The 22,989-nt window shown below is 62.4% G+C and carries 26 protein-coding genes; 13 read left to right on the top strand and 13 right to left on the bottom strand.

Features of this window, described 5'->3' with window-relative positions; all coding sequences use genetic code 11:
* The first annotated feature begins 85 nt into the window (after nt 1-85).
* Together ACR3FF_RS03380 and ACR3FF_RS03375 are read left to right on the top strand one after the other, a co-directional pair.
* Entirely contained in the window at nt 86-859 is a 774-nt protein-coding gene (locus ACR3FF_RS03380) for a YihY/virulence factor BrkB family protein (RefSeq protein ID WP_458186051.1), read from the top strand.
* On the top strand, nt 856-1,113 hold the full coding sequence (locus ACR3FF_RS03375) for a hypothetical protein (RefSeq protein WP_458186049.1): 258 nt from the start codon (nt 856-858) through the stop codon (nt 1,111-1,113). The genes ACR3FF_RS03380 and ACR3FF_RS03375 overlap by 4 nt, the downstream gene beginning before the upstream one ends.
* Here the strand turns inward: ACR3FF_RS03375 and ACR3FF_RS03370 are convergent.
* Nucleotides 1,110-2,348 (bottom strand): MBL fold metallo-hydrolase, encoded by a 1,239-nt coding sequence (locus tag ACR3FF_RS03370; RefSeq protein ID WP_458186047.1) that lies wholly within the window; start codon nt 2,346-2,348, stop codon nt 1,110-1,112. The genes ACR3FF_RS03375 and ACR3FF_RS03370 overlap by 4 nt on opposite strands.
* 103 nt (nt 2,349-2,451) lie before the next feature.
* On the opposite strand from ACR3FF_RS03370, the gene ACR3FF_RS03365 reads away from it, so the two are divergent.
* From ACR3FF_RS03365 to ACR3FF_RS03350, 4 genes are all read left to right on the top strand, one after another.
* Nucleotides 2,452-3,060 carry a rubrerythrin family protein gene (locus ACR3FF_RS03365; RefSeq protein ID WP_458186046.1) on the top strand — a complete coding sequence of 203 codons (609 nt, stop codon included), beginning with the start codon at nt 2,452-2,454 and terminating at the stop codon, nt 3,058-3,060.
* 88 nt (nt 3,061-3,148) lie between these two features.
* Complete coding sequence (locus ACR3FF_RS03360) at nt 3,149-4,258, top strand: DUF3179 domain-containing protein (RefSeq protein ID WP_458186045.1); 1,110 nt, start codon at nt 3,149-3,151, stop codon at nt 4,256-4,258.
* The gene (locus ACR3FF_RS03355; protein WP_458186042.1) at nt 4,251-4,841 is read left to right on the top strand and encodes a hypothetical protein; all 591 of its coding nucleotides are present in this window, start codon (nt 4,251-4,253) and stop codon (nt 4,839-4,841) included. The genes ACR3FF_RS03360 and ACR3FF_RS03355 overlap by 8 nt, the downstream gene beginning before the upstream one ends.
* A 64-nt stretch (nt 4,842-4,905) precedes the next feature.
* Nucleotides 4,906-5,076, top strand: coding sequence for a hypothetical protein (locus tag ACR3FF_RS03350; RefSeq protein ID WP_458186041.1), 171 nt, complete (start codon nt 4,906-4,908; stop codon nt 5,074-5,076).
* Between the two features lie 43 nt (nt 5,077-5,119).
* On the opposite strand, the gene ACR3FF_RS03345 is transcribed toward ACR3FF_RS03350, so the two are convergent.
* Nucleotides 5,120-5,644 (bottom strand): hypothetical protein, encoded by a 525-nt coding sequence (locus tag ACR3FF_RS03345; protein WP_458186039.1) that lies wholly within the window; start codon nt 5,642-5,644, stop codon nt 5,120-5,122.
* A 74-nt stretch (nt 5,645-5,718) separates the two neighbouring features.
* Between ACR3FF_RS03345 and ACR3FF_RS03340 the strand changes: the two genes are divergently transcribed.
* On the top strand, nt 5,719-6,081 hold the full coding sequence (locus tag ACR3FF_RS03340) for a hypothetical protein (protein WP_458186037.1): 363 nt from the start codon (nt 5,719-5,721) through the stop codon (nt 6,079-6,081).
* Between the two features lie 68 nt (nt 6,082-6,149).
* Here the strand turns inward: ACR3FF_RS03340 and ACR3FF_RS03335 are convergent, their stop codons facing one another.
* The 5 genes from ACR3FF_RS03335 to ACR3FF_RS03315 form a co-directional block, all read right to left on the bottom strand.
* The gene (locus ACR3FF_RS03335; RefSeq protein ID WP_458186035.1) at nt 6,150-7,826 is read right to left on the bottom strand and encodes an outer membrane protein assembly factor BamB family protein; all 1,677 of its coding nucleotides are present in this window, start codon (nt 7,824-7,826) and stop codon (nt 6,150-6,152) included.
* 258 nt (nt 7,827-8,084) lie between these two features.
* Nucleotides 8,085-9,323 carry a mandelate racemase/muconate lactonizing enzyme family protein gene (locus ACR3FF_RS03330; protein WP_458186033.1) on the bottom strand — a complete coding sequence of 413 codons (1,239 nt, stop codon included), beginning with the start codon at nt 9,321-9,323 and terminating at the stop codon, nt 8,085-8,087.
* Between the two features lie 72 nt (nt 9,324-9,395).
* The gene (locus tag ACR3FF_RS03325; RefSeq protein ID WP_458186032.1) at nt 9,396-9,521 is read right to left on the bottom strand and encodes a hypothetical protein; all 126 of its coding nucleotides are present in this window, start codon (nt 9,519-9,521) and stop codon (nt 9,396-9,398) included.
* Nucleotides 9,522-9,715: 194 nt separating this feature from the next.
* A complete protein-coding gene (locus tag ACR3FF_RS03320; protein WP_458186030.1) occupies nt 9,716-10,858 on the bottom strand; it encodes a DsbA family protein in 1,143 nt (380 codons plus the stop codon).
* Entirely contained in the window at nt 10,848-11,210 is a 363-nt protein-coding gene (locus ACR3FF_RS03315; protein WP_458186029.1) for a thioredoxin domain-containing protein, read from the bottom strand. Before ACR3FF_RS03315 ends, ACR3FF_RS03320 begins: the two co-directional genes overlap by 11 nt.
* 195 nt (nt 11,211-11,405) lie before the next feature.
* Here ACR3FF_RS03315 and ACR3FF_RS03310 point away from each other — a divergent pair, with 195 nt between their 5' ends.
* Nucleotides 11,406-12,509, top strand: a complete 1,104-nt coding sequence (locus ACR3FF_RS03310; protein ID WP_458186028.1) for a glycoside hydrolase 5 family protein — start codon at nt 11,406-11,408, stop codon at nt 12,507-12,509.
* Here the strand turns inward: ACR3FF_RS03310 and ACR3FF_RS03305 are convergent.
* Together ACR3FF_RS03305 and ACR3FF_RS03300 are read right to left on the bottom strand one after the other, a co-directional pair.
* The gene (locus ACR3FF_RS03305; RefSeq protein ID WP_458186027.1) at nt 12,493-13,299 is read right to left on the bottom strand and encodes a NosD domain-containing protein; all 807 of its coding nucleotides are present in this window, start codon (nt 13,297-13,299) and stop codon (nt 12,493-12,495) included. The genes ACR3FF_RS03310 and ACR3FF_RS03305 overlap by 17 nt on opposite strands.
* A 65-nt stretch (nt 13,300-13,364) precedes the next feature.
* The gene (locus ACR3FF_RS03300; protein WP_458186025.1) at nt 13,365-14,279 is read right to left on the bottom strand and encodes a dihydrodipicolinate synthase family protein; all 915 of its coding nucleotides are present in this window, start codon (nt 14,277-14,279) and stop codon (nt 13,365-13,367) included.
* Between the two features lie 99 nt (nt 14,280-14,378).
* Between ACR3FF_RS03300 and ACR3FF_RS03295 the strand changes: the two genes are divergently transcribed.
* Both ACR3FF_RS03295 and ACR3FF_RS03290 read left to right on the top strand, forming a co-directional pair.
* Entirely contained in the window at nt 14,379-14,651 is a 273-nt protein-coding gene (locus tag ACR3FF_RS03295; RefSeq protein ID WP_458186024.1) for a MoaD/ThiS family protein, read from the top strand.
* Between the two features lie 152 nt (nt 14,652-14,803).
* On the top strand, nt 14,804-15,439 hold the full coding sequence (locus tag ACR3FF_RS03290; RefSeq protein WP_458186022.1) for a hypothetical protein: 636 nt from the start codon (nt 14,804-14,806) through the stop codon (nt 15,437-15,439).
* Here ACR3FF_RS03290 and ACR3FF_RS03285 read toward each other — a convergent pair.
* Nucleotides 15,436-15,585 (bottom strand): YHS domain-containing protein, encoded by a 150-nt coding sequence (locus ACR3FF_RS03285; protein ID WP_458186020.1) that lies wholly within the window; start codon nt 15,583-15,585, stop codon nt 15,436-15,438. The genes ACR3FF_RS03290 and ACR3FF_RS03285 overlap by 4 nt on opposite strands.
* 52 nt (nt 15,586-15,637) lie before the next feature.
* Complete coding sequence (locus ACR3FF_RS03280; protein ID WP_458186018.1) at nt 15,638-16,861, bottom strand: HAD family hydrolase; 1,224 nt, start codon at nt 16,859-16,861, stop codon at nt 15,638-15,640.
* 183 nt (nt 16,862-17,044) lie between these two features.
* Here ACR3FF_RS03280 and ACR3FF_RS03275 point away from each other — a divergent pair, with 183 nt between their 5' ends.
* Nucleotides 17,045-18,460: an APC family permease gene (locus tag ACR3FF_RS03275; protein ID WP_458186016.1), complete on the top strand. Its 1,416-nt coding sequence runs from the start codon at nt 17,045-17,047 to the stop codon at nt 18,458-18,460.
* Nucleotides 18,453-19,706: a M20 family metallopeptidase gene (locus tag ACR3FF_RS03270; RefSeq protein WP_458186014.1), complete on the top strand. Its 1,254-nt coding sequence runs from the start codon at nt 18,453-18,455 to the stop codon at nt 19,704-19,706. Before ACR3FF_RS03275 ends, ACR3FF_RS03270 begins: the two co-directional genes overlap by 8 nt.
* Before the next feature lie 68 nt (nt 19,707-19,774).
* Here ACR3FF_RS03270 and ACR3FF_RS03265 read toward each other — a convergent pair whose 3' ends face one another.
* Both ACR3FF_RS03265 and ACR3FF_RS03260 read right to left on the bottom strand, forming a co-directional pair.
* Nucleotides 19,775-20,812, bottom strand: a complete 1,038-nt coding sequence (locus ACR3FF_RS03265) for a DUF7972 family membrane protein (protein ID WP_458186012.1) — start codon at nt 20,810-20,812, stop codon at nt 19,775-19,777.
* A 45-nt stretch (nt 20,813-20,857) separates the two neighbouring features.
* Nucleotides 20,858-21,691, bottom strand: coding sequence for a PspA/IM30 family protein (locus tag ACR3FF_RS03260; RefSeq protein ID WP_458186010.1), 834 nt, complete (start codon nt 21,689-21,691; stop codon nt 20,858-20,860).
* A gap of 54 nt (nt 21,692-21,745) precedes the next feature.
* Here ACR3FF_RS03260 and ACR3FF_RS03255 point away from each other — a divergent pair, with 54 nt between their 5' ends.
* A complete protein-coding gene (locus ACR3FF_RS03255; RefSeq protein ID WP_458186009.1) occupies nt 21,746-22,390 on the top strand; it encodes an alpha/beta hydrolase in 645 nt (214 codons plus the stop codon).
* The last annotated feature ends 599 nt before the right edge of the window (nt 22,391-22,989 follow it).

The following is a 22,989-nucleotide window of genomic DNA, read 5'->3' as shown; positions in this document are numbered from 1 at the left end:
GACACCTTCTCTTCGCGAACCCCTCACGACACATCATCGTTCGCATGGCCGAACGAAACTTTACGACGGAGCGTGTGGTTGCCCTATGAGCGTTGTCTCGACGGCACGGTCGGTGGTCGACGTCGTGCAGGAGCGAAACGTGACATTTCTCGCGGCGAGTTTCGCGTACTACGCCTTCGTCTCACTGTTTCCGCTGGTCCTCCTCGCGCTGGCGGTCGGGACGCTCGTCGGCGGCGAGGCGTTCGCCAACCAGCTCGTCACCCGAGCAGGACAGTTCCTCTCCGAAGAAGGCAAGGCACTGTTGAACCGAACGTTACAGAACACCTCGGGCAGTGCCGGAGCATCCGTGGCGAGCCTCGTCGTCCTCCTCTGGAGCAGTCTGAAACTGTTCCGCGGGCTCGTCGTCGCCTTCGAGGAGGTGTACGAGACGTTTCCCGACGTCGGAATCGTCGAGCAGCTGAAGAAGGGTATCGTGACCCTCATCGCGGTAGTTCTCGGCGTCGCACTGATGATTGCCGTCGGTGCCGTGCTCGGGACGCCGATTCTGGCGTGGATTCCCTTCCTCAACGTCGCCTTCAGTTCCCTCCTTCTGGTTGGACTCGTGCTCGTCTTCCTCCCGCTGTACTACGTGCTCCCGCCTGTTGACGTATCGATTCGAGAAGCGATACCAGGGACACTCTTCGCTGCCGTCGGCTGGCTGGTCCTCCAGTTCGGCTTCCAGATGTTCATGAGCGGGTCGAGCAAGTACGGTTTCGCCGGTATCCTCGGGACGGTCATCGTCTTCCTCACGTGGCTCTACTTCGCGGGCGTCCTCCTGCTGGTCGGAGCCACACTGAACGTCGTCCTCGCCGGACGGTGAGCCACTACGCCAAAGTACGCGAGGACGCTATCACCACTGCAACGATGGCTGAAGACAACCGTGACCGCGAGCGACAGATGAAAGAAGAGCGCGAACGAGAGGTCGAAGCCGAACTCGACCGAGTGGACGAAGAGATGGATTCGGCGGAACTCGAACAGTCGGACGCCGAAGGCATCCCAGACGAAGACGTGGACGACGGCGACCGGGCGGACGGACGACACGTCGACATCGACGAGGAGACCGACCGCGCTTAAACGGCACAGTTGTTCGGCCCGAGTTCCAGTCCGAACGCCGTTTCTTCTTCGACACTGCTCTCGCCGAGGTTCACCGCCACTATCTCCTCGTAGTTCGCGGGTCGCGGCGGTAACTCGCCAGCGACACGCGCCACGAACCGCTCGCGGTCGAGTTCGAGCAGCGGGACCGACTCACGCACCGTCGCCAATCGCGCAGTGAAAGTGCCCTCGTCCGCCCGTGGCGTCTCGGCGTGGACGTGCCCCGGCGCGACGAGCGTCGAGTCGGGGAGCGTGAGCACGCGGTCGTGGAGCGTCGTGTAGAGGTCGTCCGCCAGTGCTGCTGCACTGTCTGTCCCGGCTCGCGAGTCGCTACTCGGAGTTTCACCGCTCGGAGACTCCGCAGGAGTCTCACCCTCCCCGCTCGCTCGTTCCGAGACGCGACTCGCCTCGTGTTCGAGGTCGGGCCGCCCGATTCCATCCAGAAACAACGTGTCAGCACTGAACAGCGTGGTTCCGAGTCGGAACAACGTCGTCTCACTGGTGTGGCCGGGCGCGTGAATGGCGGTCAGCGCGGCCTCTCCGACCGAGAGTTCGTCGCCGTCGTCCACGGGCGTCGCGTCGAAAGCGAGACCGCGTTCGCTCGCGCCCCGCGGTAGAACCGGTTCCGCACCGGACGCCTCGGCGACCTCGCGGATTCCGCTGACGTGGTCGGCGTGGACGTGCGTGTCGATGGCGTAGCGGAGGGCGGTACCGCGTTCTTTCGCGTCCTCGACGTATCGGTCGGCGAACGCCCGGAGCGGGTCGACGACGGCGGCCTCGTCGCCAGAGACAACGAAATACGACAGACATCCACTGGAGGGGCGTTCGTACTGGACGACGGTTTCGTCGCCTTTCTCACCCCCATCGATTTCCCGGGCGACGTACACCCGTGCCCAGCCGTTCATCCCGTCGTCCAGATTCATCGCGTCGATTCCGGTATCACGGAGCAGTTCTGCGACCTGTTCGCTCGCTTCGCCTCGGGGACACACCGCGACGACCGGTTCGCCGCCGTCACCCAGGTCGAGCGACGCCGCGAGTTCGGGAACCTCGTCGCGCACCTTCGCGCTCACGAACTCGGCGTAGGGCGTCTGTACCGTCTTCGGCGCGTTGATGTGCCACGTCTCGAACTCGTCGCGGTTGCGAACGTCAAGCACCGTCACCGGGTCACCGCGCTGGAGGCGGTCGTACAGTTCGCGGGCGGAGAGGGCGTCGGCCATGTACCGACTACGAGATTCGAGGGCAAAAGCAGTCGCCCAATCCTGTCGTCTCCCCGTCGCCAGTCCGCCCAAACGTTTTGTCGCGTGTCGTCGTCTCGCTGCTATGGACGCAGACGACTTCGCCGACTCGGTACGGGACGCGAGAGCGACCGAACTCGACCGTCTCGGCTCACAACAACTGCTCGTCGCGCTCACCGGGGCGGACCTCGAATCGGAGGTGGTGCTCACGGCCGCGGCGAAAAGTGAGCACACCGCTGCCGAGACGTTCTCCGCGTGGGCCACGTCGAACGACGCCTTCGGGCGATTTGCCGAACAGGAGCGAGACCACCTCCGTCGGGTGAGAGAAAAGTTAGACGAGTTCGAAGCCGCCGACCCCGACCCGATGCACGCGTTCCTCCGCGAACTCGACGACGACGTCTCGCGGGCGGGTGGACTCGTCGGGCGGTCGCTCGTGGGCGACCGGACGCTCCTGCAGGTCGTGAACTTCTTCGTCAACCAGTCTGACGAACGACTGGCGAACCTGTTCCGCGACCTGCGCGCCGACACGAACGAGAACGTCGCAGACAGTGTGTCGCTGCTCGCAGAGTGGTGTGAGAGCGAGGCGGACTGGGAGCGAGCGCACGACGTGGCCGAGGAGACCATCCAGGTCGCCTACGACGACTATGCCGACACGCTGACCGGGATGGGACTCGACCCGAAGCCGATCTGTTGACCTGACGCTATCTGCTGACCTGACGGGGTGTGCAGGCCGGTTGCACACTCGTATAACTGTTAACCGCCATCTGGTGCTATGACAGAACATGGCACAGCAAGCTCGGCGCAGATTTATAGCGACGACCGCCGCAGGGGGGATAGCGGCGCTCACGGGTTGTCTCGGCTCCGACTTCGGTCGAGGCAGTGCGGATAAACGACAGACAACGACGGCCCCGTCCACGACCGGCCCGACGATGAAGGGTCTACCGCTCGCGGCGAATCCGCTCACCGTCCAGTACTCGATGAAGAAGCTCCGAGAAGAGGTCGTCTCCGGCGGCCCGCCCAAGGACGGTATCCCCTCCATCGACGAACCGTCGTTCACGAACGCGAAGAAGGCGAACGACCGCCTCTCTGCAGACAGTGTCGTGTTCGGCATCGCCCGCGACGGGGATGTGAAAGCCTACCCGCAGGAAATCCTCGTCTGGCACGAGATTACGAACGATACGCTCGACGGGAAACCGGTCACCGTCTCCTACTGTCCCCTGACGGGAACCGCGATGGGCTTCGAACGCGGAGAGACGACCTTCGGCGTCTCGGGGCGACTGTTAAACGACAACCTCGTGATGTACGACCGGAAGACCGGCAGCAGGTGGCCCCAGATGCTCGGGACGGCCATCTCCGGGACCTTCGAAGGTCGCTCGCTCCGCGAGTTCCGACTCGTCTGGACGACGTGGGGCAGGTGGCGGGACGCACACCCCGACACCCGCGTCCTCTCCGAGGACACCGGCTACGTCCGCGATTACGACCGCGACCCCTACGGGTCGTACACCCCCCGGGGCGGCTACTACGCCGGCGGTGCGCCCCTGTTTCCCCCGCTCGAATCCGACGATCTTCTCCCAACGAAGAGCGTCGTCGTCGGGGTTCGCACGCCCGACGGGGCCGCCGCGTTCCCGAAAGACGTACTCCGGAAGGAGGGCATCGTAACCGGAAAACTCGCGGGAACGCCACTGCTCGCCGTCTACGACCCACCGCTCGACACGGCGTACGTCTACCGCAACCCGGAGAAGAAGACCTTCGAGTCGCGTGACGGGCGGGCAGTCGGTCCGGACGGAACGGCTCACGCACCCGAAAAACTCCCGCTCGACCGCCAGTACGCCTTTGATGCGATGTGGTTCGCGTGGGCGGGATTCTACCCGGAGACGAGTGTTCATGACTGAGGCGATTCACCGCGGACGGGTAGGTGAGACGCTCGCTCGAACCGGATTCGCGGTCAGGGCGACGCTCCATCGAACCGACGCACTGTTCGTGTTCGTGGGAGTGACTGTCGGCTATCTGGCCGCCTACCTCTTCGCCATCGGTCACCTCACGGCCGGGAGCGGCGAGTTCGGACTGCTCGTCGTGAGCGACCCGCTCTCGCGGGCGTTCGAACCCGTCGGGTCGCTCTCGTGGGAACCGGTCGCTCGCCTCGACGCCGGCGTCGCAACCCTGCTCGTCTCGCCGCTGAACCTCCTGTTAGGATGGATACTCGCGACCCTGGTCGGGGTGAACCTCGCGGTGACCTATCTCGCGTGGCGACAGCCGAAAGCGTGCGGGATCTCGGGGTCGTCGGGCATCCTCGCCGGGATACCGGCACTCCTCTCGGGTGCGGCCTGTTGTGGCCCGGTCGTGCTCATCGTCCTCGGCGTTCAGGCGTCGGGAATCATCCTGACCGCGTTCTCGGCGCTCGTCCCCCTCGCTCTGGTCTTGCTCGTCGGGAGTTTGTTGTGGGTCGGACGGAAGGTCAAACCTGCTGCAGTGTGAGAGAACCCGTTTCCCGGTCCCGGTCTATCACTGTTAAACAAACTGTGAGATGACAGTGTAACTCGTGAAGGTAAAAGAGACGATAGACGCGAGCGACGTCGGAACGGTCGTGCGCGTCGCACCGGACTCGCCAATCGCAAACATGCAGATGGACAGGGCAGGCGACGTCCAGTACACCACAGAAGTTGCGAGCAGCATCGAAGAGGCGAACGCGATACTCGACGAGAAGGCGTAGGCCGACCTTCGCCGTCGCTCTGTCACGTACAGATTTTTGGGTGCTATCGGCGAGCGTCGATGGCTCGGCGCAGTTCGTCTGCTCGCTGTGAACCGACGAGCAGTGGCCGCGCGTCTGTTCGCTCGATACGGACACCCCTCGCACCACTGACGACGTACGCCATTCCCTTCTCATCCCACGTGAGTCCCCGCCGAGAGAGCGAAACGCCCAATCTGACCCCCCATCCGCCGTAGTCGCGTATCGGACTGTAACTGGTCGATTCGACGTGCGTCATCGCGTCGAACCGAACGTGCCGGTATCGAAGATGAAACGGGAAGAACTTGCAGTACAAGCCGTCGTCTCGCACCTCGGTCACGAGTGCAGCTCTGTGGATAGCCACCAGTGGAAGCACGAGCGCGAACACCACCAACACGATGGTCGTGACCGCTTCTCGGGTGAATCCGCCGGATTCGTCGACGATTATGACGGCGACCAGTAGTCCAACCGGAACGTTCGTGACGAGCAAGAACGCCCATAGCCAGCCCTGTCGGAACCGCTGTACTTCGCGGTAGTGGGGATCGTCGTTCATTTGTTCGCCCTTCAACATATAGATTTAGAAATTCTTTTAGGAATAGTTATCGTCCGCGACCAGGAATCGATGCCATGGTCAGTGTCTTCAGAGTCGTGAGCGTCACGGTGGCGCTACAGTTGGCGCTCGTGACGCTCATCGGCCCGCTGGCCGACGCCCTCGACGTGCCGAATCCGATCTGGTTCGTCGGTTACGTCGGACTCCCAGCCATCGTCGCGTACGCGCTTCTCTCGTACAACCCGGCGTTGTACGTCGATGGCGTCTGGCACTTCGGCTTTCTCGCCTTCTTGCTCTCGCTCGGGGGTCATCTCCTCCTCGGAACCGGGTTGACCGCCGGTCGGGCGACCTCTCTCGAAATCGTGGCGGTGTGGCTGTTCGCCGTCTGTGCGGTCGTTGCCGTCTTCAGAAAATCGGTCGGCGAGCAGTTGCGAGCCTGAAACCGCCGAACCACGCGTCGAATTCGGCTTGCGTGTTGCAAGGAACCAAGAACCCCCGAGAGCGGAGATTACTCGTCTTCGAGACGGGTTCGGAGGTACGCACCTACGCCCGCGAGTCCACCGACCGTAGTGAGGATACCGAATCCCGGTTGGCCGTCAGTCGCAGTCGTGGTGGTCCCCATCCCGCCGCCTGCCGACCCCGTCGTCTCCGTCGTATTCGTCCCCGGCGCTTCCGTCCAAGTCGTCGTCGTTGTCGTTCTCTCGGAGCGTTTCGTAGTCGCCGTCGTCGTCTCGGTGGCCGATTCCGTCGTCTCGGTGGTGGCTGTCGTTTCTGTAGTCGTCTTCGTGGTCGTCTCTTCGCCGGTCGTGGTCGTTTCCGCAGTCGTCGTGGTCGTCTCTGTCGTCTCTTCGCCGGTCGTGGTCGTTTCTGCCGTAGTGGTTTCCGTCGTTTCTGCCGTAGTCGTTTCCGTCGTTTCCGTGGTCGTCTCCGTCGTTTCGTCGGCGAAGAGAACGTGGAAGTCGCCGTACTCGGTGTAAACCCAGTCGGTGGTCGACCCCTTCGGGAACGTGGCGGTGAACACTCTTCCGTCGGCGACGACGGGCGTGTTGGCTGCGGGACCGTAATCTTCGAACTCCCAGCTTCCGAAGGTGTAGTCCCACCTGTGCTCGCCCGACGCCGCATCGATGGCGACGACGGTGGCGTCTCCCGAATCGGACTCGGGGTTCGTCCGGCCACCGGTGAGGAGGGTGCCGTCGGCCACCGTCAGGGCACCCGTGAGTTCTGCGTCCGCCTCGTACGTCCACGCTTCCTCCCCCGTCGTCGCGTCGAGTGCCCGTATAGTGCTGTTGATTCGGAAGAAGACACGCCCTCCAGCGACCGTCAGTCGGTCTGCCCACCAGTAGCGCTCGTTTCCGAGGGAGTACGACCACTGAACCGCTCCGTCGGCAGTCGACCGCGCCTTGACGACTGCGTCGCCGCCGCTCTCGTTTACGACGCCGAACACCAGCCCGTCGGCGACCGTCTGCAGTTCGTCGTCGTCCCCAGACACGTCCCAGAGAACAGAACCGTCGTCGGCGCTCAGGGCGACACCCCCGCCGTAGAAGAGCGTTCCGTCGGCGTAGCACGCACTGCCGCCGATATCGTCGGTCTTCCAGACGTCCTCCCCCGTTTCGGGGTCGAGTTCGCAGGCGTTCCCCCCCATCTTGCTGTACAATCGGCCGCTTGCGACCAACGGGTCGCCCACACCGGACGAGGGCACTTTGTGCCACTTCGTTTCACCGGTCTCGCTATCGACCGCGAAGAATCCGGTCGAATCGGCGTCTTCGGAGCCCCTCGTGTCGAAATAGACGGTGCCATTACCGACAGTCGGTGTCGCCGGGGCAGAGATGTCGTCCCGTTTCCAGCGTTCGTCGCCCGTCGCCGGGTCGTAGGCGGCGACGTACCCCTCACTGACCGAAGGGGAGTTGGCCGTGGTCACGGCCAGATACAGCGTGCCGTCCCCGACGACCGGTTCGACGCCGTACATTTCACCACCCATATCGAACGACCAGTCGGTGGTCACGTTCGAACCGGGTCCGCTATCGGTGGTCGCCCCTGTCCGTCCGGCGTTTCCGCGGTACGTCGTCCACGGCCCGGTGGATTCGCCGGTACCCATCGCGGTGTGTGCGAACTCGGTTCCGACCGTGGCTGACGCACCGAGGATACCGACCGCTTTGAGAAACTCCCGCCGATGTGTTCTCGCCATGTCCAATTTAGAGTTATTATCGTCGAATAAGCTTTGTGTCGGAACATTATAAAAAATAGTTTCGGTAGTTGATGATCCCGTAATGTGTCGGGGGTATTTAGTACGGATGCGTAATTCCTCTATCGATGGGGTAAGAGGCGAGAGTAGACGGTGGATATTTTCTGTTTGTCGTGTGGAATGCGCGATTCGAAGAAACCGTTTGAATCGTCGTATCACCCTCTCTAATTAGAAGATTCGAAATTTCCTAGATTGACGAGGCTATTCCTCGTCGAACAACTCCTCACCGGCGACCATGTGTTCCGCCACGACGTCCATGTCGAGGGTCACGCCGAGTCCCGGCTTTTCCGGAATCTCGATGTAGCCCTCTTCGATGACGTCCTCTTCGACGAGGTCTTCCCACCAGCCGAGTTGGTAGGAGTGGTACTCGACCGCCAGCGCGTTCGGGATGGCGGTGCCGACGTGGGCGCTCCCCATCGTGGCGATGGGGGAGGCGACGTTGTGCATGGCGACCGGGATGTAGTAGGTGTCCGCGAGGTCGGCTATCTTCCGCGTCTCACGCATGCCGCCGACCTTTGGCATGTCGGGCGCGATGATGTCCACGGCCTGCTTTTCGAGGAGTCGGCGGTGGCCGTGCTTGCGGTAGACGTTCTCGCCCGCCGCGATGGGCGTCGTCGTGTTCCCGGTCACCTCGCGTTGAACGTCGTGGTTCTCCGGCGGAACGGGGTCTTCGAGCCACCACACGTCGTACTCTTCGAGTTGGTGGGCCAGTCGCTTCGCGCTCCCGGCGGAGAACGTCCAGTGGCAGTCGAACGCCACGTCGGCGCGGTCGCCGACGCGCTCGGTAACCGCCTCCACGATGTCGACTTTGTGCTCTATCTCCGGATTCCGAAGGTGGCGGTTCCCCCGGTCTTTCTCGTGTCCCGAGGGAACGTCGAGGTCGAACTTCAGAGCGTCGTAGCCCAGTTCCTCGACCACGCGCTCCGCTTCGTCGGCGTTCGACTCGGGGTCTGCCTCCTCGCCGGCGTGACAATCACAGTACACCCGAACCTCGTCGCGGTACTTGCCGCCGAGCAGTTGGTAGGCGGGCACCTCGAGCACCTTCCCCGCCACGTCGTGGAGTGCGACGTCGATACCGGAGATGGCCGTCACGGTGACGCCCTCGATGGAACCTTCGCCCGACATCTTCTGGACGAGGTGTTCGAACAGACGGTCGATGTCCAGCGGATTCTCGCCGACGAGGAACGGTTTCATCCGCTCTATGAGTTCGGGGACGCCCGCGCCCCAATAGGCCTCGCCCGTTCCGACGATTCCGGCGTCGGTGTAGATGCGAACGAGCGTCCACGGGAAGTTCCCGTCCACCATCGTCGTCTGTACGTCCGTTATCTCGATGTCGCGTACACCGCTCCGCTCGCCCGTGACGCCCATCGTCTCGGCCGAGAGGTCACGCATCGTGTACTCTGCGTTGGGGTCGTGCAGCTTGGCGTACTCGCGTCCCATGCTAGCGGGGACTCTCTCCGTAGTAAAAGTTCGACTGGTATCGACTGTTCCGTCGGCGGATACCGACGACGCTTATTGAAGAACGTCTATCGGATTCTCCGCGCTAATCCACGCGTTGATGGAATCTTCTGCTCGGAGTTCGTACCGTCCGCGGCGGTAGTAGCCAACGACCCGAGTGGCAGTCTGCTGGTCAGGCATCTCGTCTCTGCCTTCGGTTCCGGGTACCCTTACTATTGACCAGTTAACGAGTAGCACGGAGGCATAAGTGGGTCGTTCCAGTCCGTTTCTCACGACGGACCTTCGATAGAACGCCGACCCCGACTCGTCCGTTCGGGGTGCGATTAAGAGGTGTCTAATGTTCGTTTGAGGACGTGGAAAACCGTACTCGACGGTCAGACCCCGTCGAAGACGAGGTATCCGACCGACTCGGTAGTGTGGTCGCGTTCGCTGTCGTCGCTTCGCTCTTCTTCGATACGCACTTCGACGCCGGACGACGAGAGGTTGCGGTACCGGATCTCGGACGAATCCCAGCCGTGGTACGTCTGGATGTCCGCTACGAACTGCGGACTGTCGTACGAGCGGTCGAACAAAAGCCGGGGCCAGTCTTCGGTGACCGAATCGGACGTCCGGCCCGCCTCGAACGCCGACCCACCGAGCGTTCCGTGCCCTTCTTCGACTGCGAGGTAGCCGACCGATTCGTTCGTGTGCCACCCGTAGCTGTCCTGTTCTTGTAGCCGGACGCTCATCCCGTTCGACGTCACGTCTCGGTTACGCGTCACCACCGCGTGAGGGCCGTGGTACGTCTGGGCCTGGCTGAAGACGACCGGCGTTGAGGAGAAGTCCTGTTCGAACCGAAGCGACTGGAAGGTTTCGTCCGTCGTCACGCGACCCGCCTCGGCTTTCGCGCCGTCGAGCGAGTGCGTCCCCGATTCGAGAACCGTGTAACCCAACCGCTCTTTGGCGTGCCAGCCATCCTTGTAATCCCACTCTTCGAGTTTGAACTCGAAGCGACCACCGCCCACGTTCTGCAGTCGGACGTGAGTCGGGTGGTTCCCGTTGTAGGTCAGCGATTTGGCGATGACGACCGGTGTGTCGTAAGATTCCGCCAGTCCGACGCCGAACCAGTTTTCTGGGTCGCTCTGCTGGACGGACGCCGACCAGGATTCACCGACGACGCTGCTGGTGCTGTTCTCGGGGAGGTGGCTTTCTATCCAGTTCAGCACCTCCTGGGTGTCGTGGTGCGGTGCCGTCGTGTCCCCGTTCAGTTCGAGCGTCGGCGTGAACGGGACGTCGTCGTCCCCGGCCGCGTATCGGGTCTGAAAAACCGGGTCTTCGTAGCGTCCGTCTTTCGCCCGCGAGATGGTCGTGCCCCGCTCTTCGAGGTCGGACTGGCGCATCCGGGCGCGCATGTCGTCGTAGGTCACGGTACCCGAAACCTGGTCTTCGAACATGTCGCGGAAGAACGCCCAGTATTCGCCCGGTTCGGCGTCCCACGCGCCCATCGCACACTCTGAGATGCGTGGGTCACTGTCCAAGATGTAATAGTACGACGACCCGTGTGAGGACTCCCCCGGGGGGGTCGTACGCCAGTGCCCGGTAGCGCAGGTCGAGGCGGCCGGGCTTGACGAACTCCTGAATGACGTCCTCCATGTTCCCGAGGACGAACTCGCGGATGTACGGGCACTTGAAGTTCCCATACAGCGTCGCGGTCGGGTTGTTACCCTCGCCCATCGTCGCGTAGGTGAACTGACCGGGGTCGTCAGGTACCGGTGCGCCAGAAACTGGGTCGCTCGTCGTGTGATTCGCACTCGCAGTGCCCGCAAAACCGAAAAGCGCTGCATCGCCAGAGAGCTGCACGAACTGCCGTCGTGTCGTCTTTCGCGTCACAATTCCAGGCAAACGGGTGTTTGATATAAATAGATAGAATCATTCACCGTTGCTAGATGCCGTCTAAGGCGTTAGAGACCGTTGCAAACCGTTGTTTTACGATTTTCGTAATACCACACCAGTATAAACTGTATTTTGTAACGACCGTTCGACCCTGCCATCAGGTTGAATTAGTTCGACGTCGTCAGCGGTTCCATGAGCCGTCGGTGTACGAGACGGAGGTTTCTCGCTGCCGGAATCGCATCTGCCGTTCCACTCGCAGGCTGTACAACGCTCGCCGCCGACCCGCCGGTCGACGTCCGAGGGGCGATGTACATTCCAGCCCGTGCGTTCAACTTCTTCCAGATGTGGCACACGTACGAACGTGGTGTCACGGAACGCGACATGGAGTTCGCCTCTCGCCTCAACCTGAACTCGCTCCGAACGTGGTTGAGCTACGAAGCGTGGCTCGAAGACCCCGAAGGGCTTCGACGAGCGATAGACCACTTCCTCGATACGGCGGAGTCCCACGAAATCGAAATCCTGCTCGGAATCTTCGAGGGAGTCGGACGGAAACCGACGCCCAAGAACCTTCACAACACCGACCCGTGGACTGCCACGGGCGTGTTCTCGCCGAGCGCGGACGTGATGAAAAACGAAGGCCAGTGGGACGAACCGAAGCGGTTCTCCCGGTGGGTGATGGACCACTACGGGGACGACGAACGACTTCTCGCCATCGAGGTAATGAACGAACCGGGATGGAAAACGTGGAAGAAGCGGTTCGCCCGCGGGATGTTCCGCGTCATCCGCGAGCGACGGGGGAGTGTTCCACTCACGGTCGGTTCGACGAGTCTGGCGAACGTAGCAGACTACATCGATTGGGGTATCGACGCGGTACAGTTCCACTACAACTACCCGGACACGAAGGAAATCTATCGGAATCTACTCCAGCAGGCAGTGCAACTTCGGCGCTCTATCAGTATACCCGTCTGGCTGACCGAGTGGCAGCGCGTCGCCAACTTCGGCTGGGGAAAGAAAGACATCTCACCTGCGCAGGCGACGCCGAACTACGCGTCGCTCGCGCCGGTCATCCGGGATGCGGGCGTGGGGAACTTCTTCTGGTCGCTCATGCTCCAACCCGCGTACGCACTCGTCCAGCGCAGACGTGGCGTCCTGAACGGCGTCTTCCACGAGGACGGCGCGGTCTGGAGTACGGACGACGCCAGCGCCATCAAGTCGATGTCCGGCGATGGGGCGTTCGACGGAGAGGAACGCCAGGAGTGGCCGGAGTGGGCTTCGGAAATCAAGCGCCGCTCGTGAGTCCAGCGTAGGCCAACACGTCACCGTGGTCGAGACCACCGTCACCGTCGAAATCGAGTGCGGTTCGGTGTTCTGTCAGTACGTCGCCGACGCCGACCATGTCTGTCACCACGACGAGCGGAAACGCCACCGCGTCCCAGAACCCGGTGTGACCGTTTCCGGTCAGGTCTTCGTACCGTCCGTCGCCGTCGGGGTCGAGCGGCGGGCCGAGCGTGAGTCTGACACCGAGTACGTCCACGACCGAAATCGGAGCCTGAACGTCGAGTGCGCGGTTCTCCCCGATGTCGTTGTTCTCGATTTCGTCGTCCCACGGGTCGTCGAGGACGACGCCGTGAAGGTTACCAGTGGCGGTGGTTCTGGTGAGTCGAGCGTCCGTGTCCTGGACGTCGATACCGATAGCGTTGTTCGACGCTTTCACACCTCGTATCGTCACGTCCGCAGAGTTCCTGACTGCGATGCCCCGATTCCAGTCTTTCACGTGAACGTTCCGAACTGTCACGTCCGAGGCGTTCTCCACGAGGATACCGCTCGTGTCACTGACGCCGAATCCGTCGAGCGTGCGACCCTGTCCGTCGAGGACGACGCCGTCGGCCTTGATTTCGATACAGCCGGTCGAGATACGCGTTTTCCCGTCGTGGATGTCAGTTCCGAGGACGTAGTAGCCGGACTCGGTTATCGTCGTACATGAGTCGATGGAGGGAGCGGACGGGCGGGCAGTTGCAGGTGAAACGATGCTACCGAGGACGAAGACGACGACGAGCGTTACCGCCAACACGCGCGAGGCGACCATGCGGTGACGAACGCCGTCCTCCCTGTTATAGCCTATCGCCAACGAGCGACACGTCACCGTGAAAATTAGAGGAGGTCGAGTGCTCGAAGGTCGGATTCCAGCGCCGTCCGGTCTGCGTCGTCCATCTTTCGGAGGGGACTTCGGAGCGGGCCGGGCGAGAACTCCGTCTCTCGCAGGTCGAGAGTCGTCTTCACGCCGGCCATGTACGACCCACCTTTGAAGGCGTCTCGAACCGCGAACACCTCGGTCTGGAGCCGTTGGGCGCGGTCCTCGTCGCCAGCGTCGTAGGCGTCGTAGAGGTCGACGACCAGTTCCGGGAAGGCGTTCGCGACCGCACTGACCATCCCCGTACAGCCGATTTCGAGCCCCGGGAAGAGCAGGGAGTCGGACCCCGCGAGGAAGGTGAGTTCCGGGTAGGTGGCGATGGCCTGCGCGAGCCACGGAACGTCCTTGCTCGAATCCTTGAGTCCGGCGAGATTCGGGATGGCGGAGAGGTCGCCGAGGGTGTCGAGCGACAGCGCGTTCCCGGTCTTGCTCGGAATGTGGTAGACGTACACCGGGAGGTCGACCGCCTCGCAGACGCGCCGATAGTGGGAGACGGCGGCGTCGTGGTCGAGCGGGAAGTAGTACGGCGTGACGACCACGATACCGTCCGCGCCGACCGACTCGGCGTGTTCGGCGTGGGCGACGGTCTCGCGCGTGCTCGGTGCGCCCACGCCCGCGATGACGGGAACGTCGTCCACGGCGTCGGTGACTGCCTCGACTACCCCTCGTCGTTCCTCGCCCGTCAACAGGGGAAACTCCCCGTTCGTGCCGAGGGGAAAGACGCCGTGTGCGCCGCCGTCCACGACGAACTCGGCGTGTGCCGCCGTCGATTCGTAGTCGACCGACTCGTCCTCGTAAAACGCCGTGATGGTGGGCGGGATGACCCCGTGAAGCGAGAGCGGGTCGTCCGAACCGGGTTCGGGTGCGTGCTCCATGGGGGATAGTCGTGGTTCGAGCCAATAAGCAGTTTTGCCCACGGCAGGACTTTTTCAGTAGTGAGTAAACTTTTTATCGACCGCCTCGTAAGTACGAGTATGAACGTCACAGTCAAACTCTCCGGTACGCTGGTCGCGCGAACCGGAACCCGCGACGCCCGCGTCGCAGTCCCTGAGGAGGCGACGGTCGAAGACGTGGTGAACGAACTCGGCGAACGGTACGGCCCGCAGGTCCGCGCCGGAATCGTCGACGGTCTCGGTCTCCGTTCGGACACCAAAGTTTTCCGCGAATCCGGACGCGACGTGGAACCGCTCTCGGTTCGCAGCCCCCTCGAATCGGGCGACACGGTGCGCGTCCAACCGAACGCCTGAGCGAGGCGTCGAACTCCTCGGTTCCTTCTATCTTCTCGGTCTTCCGTTCCTCAGTCTTCTCCCCCTTGCTTTCTTCCCTTCTTGACTATCACAAAATATATGTCATCGACTGACAACTCTGTCGGCATGGTTCCCCGACGAGAGGTGTCCTCGTGAACCGGCGACTCGTGGGCCTGCTCTGTTTCGTGCTGGCACTCGCGTTCGCCGCGAACACGCTCTGGCTGTTTCCCCACGCCGACGAACCGCGATACGAGTACCGTGCCGTGGAGTTGAACGAGTCGAACGCACGCCACTACATCGACGCACATCCGTCCGTCCGTCGATGCATCACCGAGAACTCTCGCACCTGTGGGTTCGAACTGCGAGCGAGAGACGAACCGGTCGCGCTCGACGTAAACGACACGGAACTGTACGCTGACTACAAGTACGTCGCTACCCGCGATGGGTACGTCGCGCCGACCGTTCAGAAGCAGAACGGAACGGTGTCCCTCTCGTCTCGAAACGCGTCCGAAGCGGCCGTCCTCTCGGATATCGCGTACTCTCCCACTCCGTCAGTCACGCGATACGACAGAACGATACAGAAGGCTATCGAGGACGGGCGGGCGGTCTCGTCGCGCGAAGTTGACGGGTTACACCGCATCGTCCGTGACGGTGGCCGTTACTACGTCGTCCAAGATTCGTGGATATCCGACCCGCTCTCGTCGGTTCAGCTTCTCGCAGTGCGAACGCTCCTCTGGCTCACCACCGTCCCGCTTTCGACTGTCGGGTTCGTCTACCGGTACGGCTAATCGCTGGCGTGTTCGCCCGGCGCACGCTCGAACTGGTCTCGATGGACTTCCGAGCAGAACCGATACTGCTGTCCGAGGTGGCGAGTGACGAACTCCGATTCACGGTTCTCGTAGAGGTCCGTCCCGCAGACTGGACACTGTTGCATACCGCTCGATTGGGCTGACGGCCGAAAGTCCTCTCTGGTTGCGATGGCAAGGCTACCCTAATCGGGCGAGTCGATTCAGTGCGTACACCGACCGGAGGACGTCGCCCGCCTTCCCACGGTCGAAGATGAGTTCGTCGGTTCGAATGACGTGGTCCAACACGTCGCGGGAGGCGTGTTCGGGCGCGGCACCGATTCCCGCGTCGTTCTCCGCCACCCACTTCATCACCCGGAGGTCGCTCTTGCTGTCGCCCATGACGAGCGTGAAGGGGTCGTCGACGCCGAGGACGTCCAGCGCGGCCTCCACGCCGACCACTTTGTTCAACTCCCGACTGCCGATTTCGGCGGCGTCGCCCTCGTAGTAGGCCACGTCGATCCGGTCGAAGGTGTCCCGTACGTCCGCCGGAATCGCCGCGACATCGTGGTCGGGGGTCTCGCCGTGTTCTTCGAGAACACCGCGAATCTCCGGGTCGCTGTCGGCGTAGTAGGTTCGCGCCCAGTAGCTTCCGTCGTCGGCCACCGTCTCGCCGAGCAAGTCGAGCAAGTAGACCAGCGCGTCGTCGATGACCTCCACTGCGCGCGCACTCCCCGTCTCGAAGTTCGGCTTCATCGTGACGTTGAACTCGTTGCCCTGCAGGTGGGTACATCGCCGGAGTTCGTCGGAGGCGGCCGAGAGGACCTGCGAGCGCACCGTGTCGAAGACGTTCCGGATGTCGTCGTCCAACTCCTCGTAGAGCAGGCGCTTCGTCTCCGCGCCGTGGCCCGGCGTGAACACTCCAGTACCCGCCTCGTAGACGATGCTCAGGTTCCCGGAGTGGACTATCTCGTTGCCGAGTCCCTGGATGGCGAAGCCCTTGACGTTCTCCAACGTCTGGCCCGTGCAGACGACGATGGGGACGCCTTTCTCGTGGAACTCGGTGAGCAGGTGAAGCGTCTCGCGGGGAATCTCGTTGTCCGTCCCGCCCGCAGAGCGCAGGGTCTCGTCCACGTCCAACACCAGCGCGTTCACCGCCCTTCCGTACTTCGAGTAGAGGTCGAGCGCGGTAAACGACTGGTCGCGCGTGGCGTGCGCGGCGATGTCGGCGTAGGTCTCGCCCGCGTCGAACGCTCCGCGAATCTCGTCTCTCTTGGCGTCGAGTTCCTCGCTGACCGACTGCCAGTGTTCCAGCGCGACCCGCGAATCGACCGGTGGAAAGAGGTTCACGAAGTCCTGGTACGCTCTCAGCGTCTTCGTGTCGAACTCGTCGTAGAGACGATAGAGGGCGTCGTAGCGTTCCATACTGAACGTGAGTCGTTTTCGGGGATAAAGTTCGGGGAACCGGTCGGGACTCGGACGTGGTTCCATTCTGCAGCGCGGCGCATCGTGCGTCGTGGCGGTCGAGAACCGGTTGTTCTCGGAATCGGTTCCCACCGCACATGCTAGGGAGGGGGACTAAGCCGCCGGATAGATGCATGTCACCATATGTCATCCTCACACGACAGCGCACAGGAGAGAGACGACAACAGTCTCTCACGCGACATGGGACTGTTCGGAGCGATGAGTACCGTCGTGGCGGGAACGCTCGGTGCCGGTCTGTTCGTCACGCTCGGCACGGCGAGCACCACGACCGGGCCGAGTGTCATCCTCGTGGTGGTACTCTCGGGAATACTGGCGATGGCCATCGCGGTCAACTACAGCTGGATGGCGACCATCTTCCCCGCCGCCGCCGGGTCCTACGCCTACGTCTCGCGGACGTTCGACAGTCGGCTCCCTGGCTTTCTGGTGACGTGGTCGAAGTGGCTTGGGTACATGGCCGCCGACGCGGTGCTGGCGCTCGGGTTCGGGAGCTACTTACAGGTGTTCTATCCGGGAATCGACCCGAAGGTCGCTGGCTTCGCGTTGCTCACCGTCCTCTTTCTCGTCAACCTCGTCGGCACGAAAGAGTACAGCGTCTCGCAGAACGCCATCTTCGCCGTGCTGATGCTCGCCATCCTCGTCCTCGTAATTCCGGGGTCGTTCAGCGTCAACCCCGCGAACTACCAGCCGTTCTTCACGGGCGGGTTCGACGGGTTCATCGCCGCCGCCGTCCCGCTGTTCTACGCCTACATCGGCATCGCGGTCGCGGGGCAGATGGGCGCAGAAGTGAAAAATCCCTCTCGAAACCTTCCGTTGGCGATGGTCGGCGGAACCTTCGTGCTCATCGTCCTCTACATCTGGACGGCAGCTGTCATCTACGGCGTCGTCGGGGACTACACCGTACTGGCGAACTCGGAACGCCCGCTTGCGACCGCGGCGGAGGCGTTCCTCGGCGACAGCGCCACGGCGGTCGTCGCCTTCGGCGGTCTGCTCGCCACCGCGTCGAGCGTCCACGCGGTGATGGCGGCGGGCATCAAGATGCCCTACTCGTGGTCGTGGGACGAAGTGTTCCCCAGTTTCTTCTCGTCCGTGAGCGACCGGTTCGGGACGCCTCACTGGTCGCTAGCGACGCTGTACTTGGTGGCGGCAGGCCTCACGTTCTGGAGCACTGGCCTGGACCAGGTGCTCGCTATCGCCACGTTCAGCTACCTCATCGCGTACGCCTCGGTGTCGATTACCCTGCTGTACGTCCGGGCGAGTCGCGCCGACCTCGCTGAGCAGGCCGGATTCGATTACGGCTGGCTGACGCCCGTTACCGGACTTATCGGGACTATCGGTGCTGTCGGACTGCTGACGGAGGCCTACAAAGATTCGCTCCAGATTTACGTCCCGTGGCTGCTCGTCGGTATAGTCATCTTCGGTATCTTCTGGTACATCGGCAACCGGCGCGGAACCGACGTGAGCGCGATTCTGGACACCCTGCCAGGCGTGCCGAGCGACGAGTACGACCCGGACGTTCGGGAAGTGACGAGCGATGACTGACGAGGGGAGGGAAGAAGCGCCGAGTTCGACCGTCCGAACCGCGAATGGCGGTGAACTCGGCACCATCGACCCCGACGCGACCATCGACCTCCTCCAGGAGATGGTTCGCATCCCGAGTCCGTACTTCGAAGAACACGAACTGAGCGAGTTCGTCTACGACTGGCTCGACGCACGAGACCTCGATCCGGAGTACCACCACGTCAGCGAACCCGAGATGACCGAGTACGAGGGTGACAACGTCGTCGCGCGACTGGAAGGAAGCGACCCTGACGCTCCCACCCTCCTGCTCAACGCCCACATGGACACCGTCCAACTCGTCGAAGATTGGGAGGAAGACCCCTGCTCCGGTCGAATCGAAGGCAGAAAGCTGTACGGACAGGGAGCCTGCGACATGAAAGGCGGACTCGCCGCCATCATGGTCGCCTTCGATGCACTGACCGAGACGGACCTCGCGGGCGACGTCCTCTTTACCGCCGTCGTGGACGAAGAAGGGCCGTACGGGCTCGGCACCGACCGACTCATCCGCGACGGTCTGACCGACGACTGCGACGCCGCAATCGTCACCGAACCCGGCCCCATCCTCGCACAGGAGGATATCGAGAACCCCGCACTCCTCCTCGGCGCTCGCGGGCGCGTCCTCCTCGACATCGAAGTGCGAGGGAAGGCCGCCCACGGGTCACAGCCTCACAGGGGCGTCAACGCAATCGTCGACGCCGGAAAAGTCGCCGACACGTTGGCGAACCTCGACGTCGGAACGCATCCGAAACTCGGCGACGGGTCTGTCTGTCCGCTCTTGCTGGAAGGTGGCAGTACGACCCTCTCGGTTCCCGAACGCGCCCGACTCGTCGTCGACCGCCACATCGTCCTCGGCGAAACCGAGGAACTGGTATGCGAGCAGGTGGAGGCGGCCATCGAGGGGCTCGACATCGAGAGTGAGGTCGTGGTCGGACTCCGCGAGTCGCCAGAGCCAGACATGCGATACGGCCCCTACGTCACGCCGACCGACCATCCGCTCGTCGGCGCACTCTCCGGTGCGACCGAATCGGTCGCGGGCGTCGAACCGGCGGTCGGTTACTTCGCCAGCGTCGGCGATTTCAACTACCTCGGCGACCGGGCCGACCTCCCGACGGTCATCGTCGGCCCGGACGGCGAGAACATCCACGGGGCTGGTGAGTTCGTCTACACCGACGAAGTGGTTGAGACCGCGCGAATCGTCGCCGAGGGGGCGCATCGATTCGTGGGGTGACGGCCGGGACGGGCAGGACGTGATACGTCTTCTCTCCCGCAGAGTCCCGATGCTCCGATCACGAGTCACTATTCGAGGTCGTCGTTCCGTTTCGTCTCCCGCAGGATGAACGGCCCGATGGAGAGCGTCCGTTTTGCCACCGTCGCGATGCGCAGGATGTACGAGAGCAGGATGACGAACGGAACCACCGCAATGGTCGTCGCCAGACTCGTCACCAACACGTCGTTGCTGATGCCGACGGTCGCGCCGGGAACCGCCTTCGCGTCGAAGTAGATTATCATCGCTACGGTGACGACGAGCGCGGGAACCGCCGTGTACAGCATCGCCCGCGAGAGATTGACGAGTTCCCACTGGAAGTACAAAGTCTTGAAATGCTCGCGCGCCGGTCCGAAGAAGTTGAGCGATTCGATGATGTCGTTGAACGCCTCGTCTACCTCCTCGGTGATGTCGTCTGCGTGTTCGCTTCGAATCTTCCGTGCGAGAAATATCTTCCAGGAGTAGTTGAAGTTGAGGATGGCAGAGAGCACGTCGAAGGTTCCGAACTGCGTATTTTCGAGCGTCTCGCTCACCTCGTCCGCGTTCTCGCTCAAGCCATCGACGTAGCTTCGAATCGTCTCTTTCAATTCATCGTCCTGACTCTCCTCGACCACGTCTGCGAGCGCGTTCGCCCGGTTCTGTGTCTCTTCCATGAGCGCCTGCATGAACGACGCCGGTTCGGGTGGTGCGGTCTGGAGGTCGAGTACATCCTCGACGTCGCGCCGAAACTCCATCGCACCCTCCATCCGACTCCGCTGGTCGGCGACCGGGCCGAGTTCCTGTGAGAGCACGAGCTGGTTGAGCGTCACGACCAGCGTCACGCCGGTGATTATCGCGCCGACGAGCCCCTGAAAGAGCGTGTCTACGGGGTCGCTCGGCCCGATGTACTGTTGGAGTGGGGACGGGTCGAGCACCCCGAGAACGAGCAGTGTGAGAAAGAACGCGACCAACACACCGCCAGCGACGACCCACCGGTTCGCTTCCATCAACACCCACAGTTTGAGACGACTCTCGTCAACCCGTTCCCGCATGGTGTCCCCGGGTTGTGAGTTCCCCTCTGACGCACTCATACTACACATGTGGTTGAGCGGACTCAAATAGGCGTTGCTGGCCGCTCAGGACTTGTCTTCTTCGGTGGCCTGTTCGCTCTCGTTCGAATCTTCGGCCGCGACTTCGGCTTCGAGGTCGGCGAGGTCGACCTCCTCGTCGGCCGATTCCGTCTCCGTCGTTTCTTCCGAGTCGGTCTCGTCTTCGATACCCATCTCGGCTTTCAGCGTGTCCAGTTCGGCGTCCACCTCGCCACCGGTTCGTAGTTCTTCGAGTTCGCGGTCGAGTTGGTCTTTGTCCGAGAGGACGTCGTCGAACGCGCCTGTGTCGTGGAGTTCGTCCATCGCTTCGGCCCGTGCTTCCATCTCCTCGGTGCGCTGTTCGGCGTTTTCGATGGAGCGCGAAACGTCTTCCATCTCGTCGCCGACGCCCGTCATGGCCTCCGAGACGCGGGTGTTCGCCTCCGCGGCCTCGTAGCGTGCTTTCATGCTCTCTTTTTTCGTGCGGAACTCCTCGATGCGGTTCTGGAGGGTGTCTTTCTTCTCGACGAGGTTGTCCTGCGTGTTCTGGAGTTGCGCGATCTGACCCTCCAACTCCTCTATCTGGTTCATCTTCTGTTTTTTCTTCTCCAGCGCTTGCCGAGCCAGATCCTCGCGGCCCTGTTGGATCGCCTCGCGGGCCTGTCCGTTGTGTTTTTCGACGTTCTCCTCCAGGTTGCGCTTCTGTATCTGGAGACGCTTTTTCTGCGTCGTGAGGTCGGCGATACCTTTCTTCACGTCTTGCAGTTCGTCACGCATCTGCTCGTACGAGTAATCGAGCGTCTCCGTCGGGTCTTCGGCCCGATTCAATACGGCGTTTATTTTCGAGCGGACGATGTACGACATGCGCGAGAGTACTCCCATACCTCTACATTCAGAACCAGACCCTTAAAATCCTCACCACGCAAACACCCCACCATGAAGTCGAACAAAGTCGTCATCCCCGGTGTGCGGGACGTACGCGGGACTATCGACGTTCCCGAGGGGGGAGATGTAGAAAGTCACGCCGCCCCACCGTCCGACGGTTCCGGGCCGCGGAACGGTTCGTGCGTCGTCGCCTGCCCGCCCCACCCCCAGTTCGGCGGCAACCGGAACGACAACCGACTCGTCGCGCTCGGCGAGTACCTCACGGACCACGGCGTCGCCTGCCTGCGATTCGACTACGGCGACTGGGACGAAGGCTACGGCGAGCGCGAGGACGCCCGCAACGCGCTCCGCTGGGCAGCCGAACGCTACGATTCGGTCGGTATCTTCGGCTTCAGCTTCGGCGGCGCGATTGCGACGCTCGCAGGTGCAGACGAGGGTGCGAAGGTCATCGGTTTGCTCGCACCAGCCTCCCGACTGACGACGGACCTGGATGCCGCCGCCGTCCTAGACGAAGTGGCCGTCCCCTTGAAGGTCGTCTACGGGACGCGCGACGACACCGCGAACTGGAAGCCGCTGGTCGAGCGCGCGAAAGAACTGGGATTCGAGACCGAGGAGTTCAGTGCCGACCACTTCTTCGTCGGGCAGGAACGGAAGGTGGCGCGACGGTTGGGTGAGTTCTTCGTTGCACAGCTTTGAAGGGAAATAGAGTCGTCTCGCCCACCGCCGCGTTCTCCTGGTAGTGCTGGTTCGTACTCTGTTGCTGGTTCGTACTCTGTTTTTCTCGTAGTGTTCGTCGCTCGTCGAGTCGATAACCGAGTGAACAAGTCGTGTTCGTACTCCGTTTTCTTCGTAGTGTTTGCTGTTGCCGACTCCAATCATACCGTAACCGCGCTCGCGGCAGTGCCGCTCGCAATCGAGGTCGCGGAGCGACCTCGCATGCCACGCCAGCGCGCGCCACGTCGCCTGATTACCCAGCCGAAAGGTTGCACCAGCGCGTTCGCACGAGCGACGAACGAAGTGAGGTGCGAGTGCACTCCCGCGCTGGCGGGGAGGAGTGGGGACACTGGCGGAACCGGATGGAAGAAGGACGAACGAGCGTTAGCGAGTGAGGGCCGGAGAAAACCGTAGTTTTTCACGGGTGAGCAAACCACCGCGTTTGCGAGCTACGGAAAACCATAGTGATTAACGTAACTTCTGGATGAATCCGCTGAGATGATTCTCAATCCACGAGCCTGCGAAACTCAGTCGGTCGGTCAATTTCGTGAAGATTTCATCGAGGAGGGCGCGGTACTCGT

This window comes from Haladaptatus ordinarius, from assembly GCF_054177595.1.
The sequence above is the reverse complement of the archived record's forward strand: the minus strand, read 5'-3'. Positions and strand labels throughout refer to the sequence as shown.

What these genes read in the sequence shown, in the direction of transcription:
- ACR3FF_RS03305 (WP_458186027.1), bottom strand. Translation starts at nt 13,299, where the DNA reads ATGGTCGCCTCGCGCGTGTTGGCGGTAACGCTCGTCGTCGTCTTCGTC.
- ACR3FF_RS03285 (WP_458186020.1), bottom strand. Translation starts at nt 15,585, where the DNA reads ATGCAACAGTGTCCAGTCTGCGGGACGGACCTCTACGAGAACCGTGAA.
- ACR3FF_RS03370 (WP_458186047.1), bottom strand. Translation starts at nt 2,348, where the DNA reads ATGGCCGACGCCCTCTCCGCCCGCGAACTGTACGACCGCCTCCAGCGC.
- ACR3FF_RS03340 (WP_458186037.1), top strand. Translation starts at nt 5,719, where the DNA reads ATGGTCAGTGTCTTCAGAGTCGTGAGCGTCACGGTGGCGCTACAGTTG.
- ACR3FF_RS03255 (WP_458186009.1), top strand. Translation starts at nt 21,746, where the DNA reads ATGAAGTCGAACAAAGTCGTCATCCCCGGTGTGCGGGACGTACGCGGG.
- ACR3FF_RS03325 (WP_458186032.1), bottom strand. Translation starts at nt 9,521, where the DNA reads ATGCCTGACCAGCAGACTGCCACTCGGGTCGTTGGCTACTACCGCCGC.
- ACR3FF_RS03280 (WP_458186018.1), bottom strand. Translation starts at nt 16,861, where the DNA reads ATGGAACGCTACGACGCCCTCTATCGTCTCTACGACGAGTTCGACACG.
- ACR3FF_RS03330 (WP_458186033.1), bottom strand. Translation starts at nt 9,323, where the DNA reads ATGGGACGCGAGTACGCCAAGCTGCACGACCCCAACGCAGAGTACACG.
- ACR3FF_RS03345 (WP_458186039.1), bottom strand. Translation starts at nt 5,644, where the DNA reads ATGAACGACGATCCCCACTACCGCGAAGTACAGCGGTTCCGACAGGGC.
- ACR3FF_RS03295 (WP_458186024.1), top strand. Translation starts at nt 14,379, where the DNA reads ATGAACGTCACAGTCAAACTCTCCGGTACGCTGGTCGCGCGAACCGGA.
- ACR3FF_RS03300 (WP_458186025.1), bottom strand. Translation starts at nt 14,279, where the DNA reads ATGGAGCACGCACCCGAACCCGGTTCGGACGACCCGCTCTCGCTTCAC.
- ACR3FF_RS03310 (WP_458186028.1), top strand. Translation starts at nt 11,406, where the DNA reads ATGAGCCGTCGGTGTACGAGACGGAGGTTTCTCGCTGCCGGAATCGCA.
- ACR3FF_RS03265 (WP_458186012.1), bottom strand. Translation starts at nt 20,812, where the DNA reads ATGAGTGCGTCAGAGGGGAACTCACAACCCGGGGACACCATGCGGGAA.
- ACR3FF_RS03355 (WP_458186042.1), top strand. Translation starts at nt 4,251, where the DNA reads ATGACTGAGGCGATTCACCGCGGACGGGTAGGTGAGACGCTCGCTCGA.
- ACR3FF_RS03260 (WP_458186010.1), bottom strand. Translation starts at nt 21,691, where the DNA reads ATGGGAGTACTCTCGCGCATGTCGTACATCGTCCGCTCGAAAATAAAC.
- ACR3FF_RS03275 (WP_458186016.1), top strand. Translation starts at nt 17,045, where the DNA reads ATGTCATCCTCACACGACAGCGCACAGGAGAGAGACGACAACAGTCTC.
- ACR3FF_RS03380 (WP_458186051.1), top strand. Translation starts at nt 86, where the DNA reads ATGAGCGTTGTCTCGACGGCACGGTCGGTGGTCGACGTCGTGCAGGAG.
- ACR3FF_RS03335 (WP_458186035.1), bottom strand. Translation starts at nt 7,826, where the DNA reads ATGGCGAGAACACATCGGCGGGAGTTTCTCAAAGCGGTCGGTATCCTC.
- ACR3FF_RS03365 (WP_458186046.1), top strand. Translation starts at nt 2,452, where the DNA reads ATGGACGCAGACGACTTCGCCGACTCGGTACGGGACGCGAGAGCGACC.
- ACR3FF_RS03360 (WP_458186045.1), top strand. Translation starts at nt 3,149, where the DNA reads ATGGCACAGCAAGCTCGGCGCAGATTTATAGCGACGACCGCCGCAGGG.
- ACR3FF_RS03270 (WP_458186014.1), top strand. Translation starts at nt 18,453, where the DNA reads ATGACTGACGAGGGGAGGGAAGAAGCGCCGAGTTCGACCGTCCGAACC.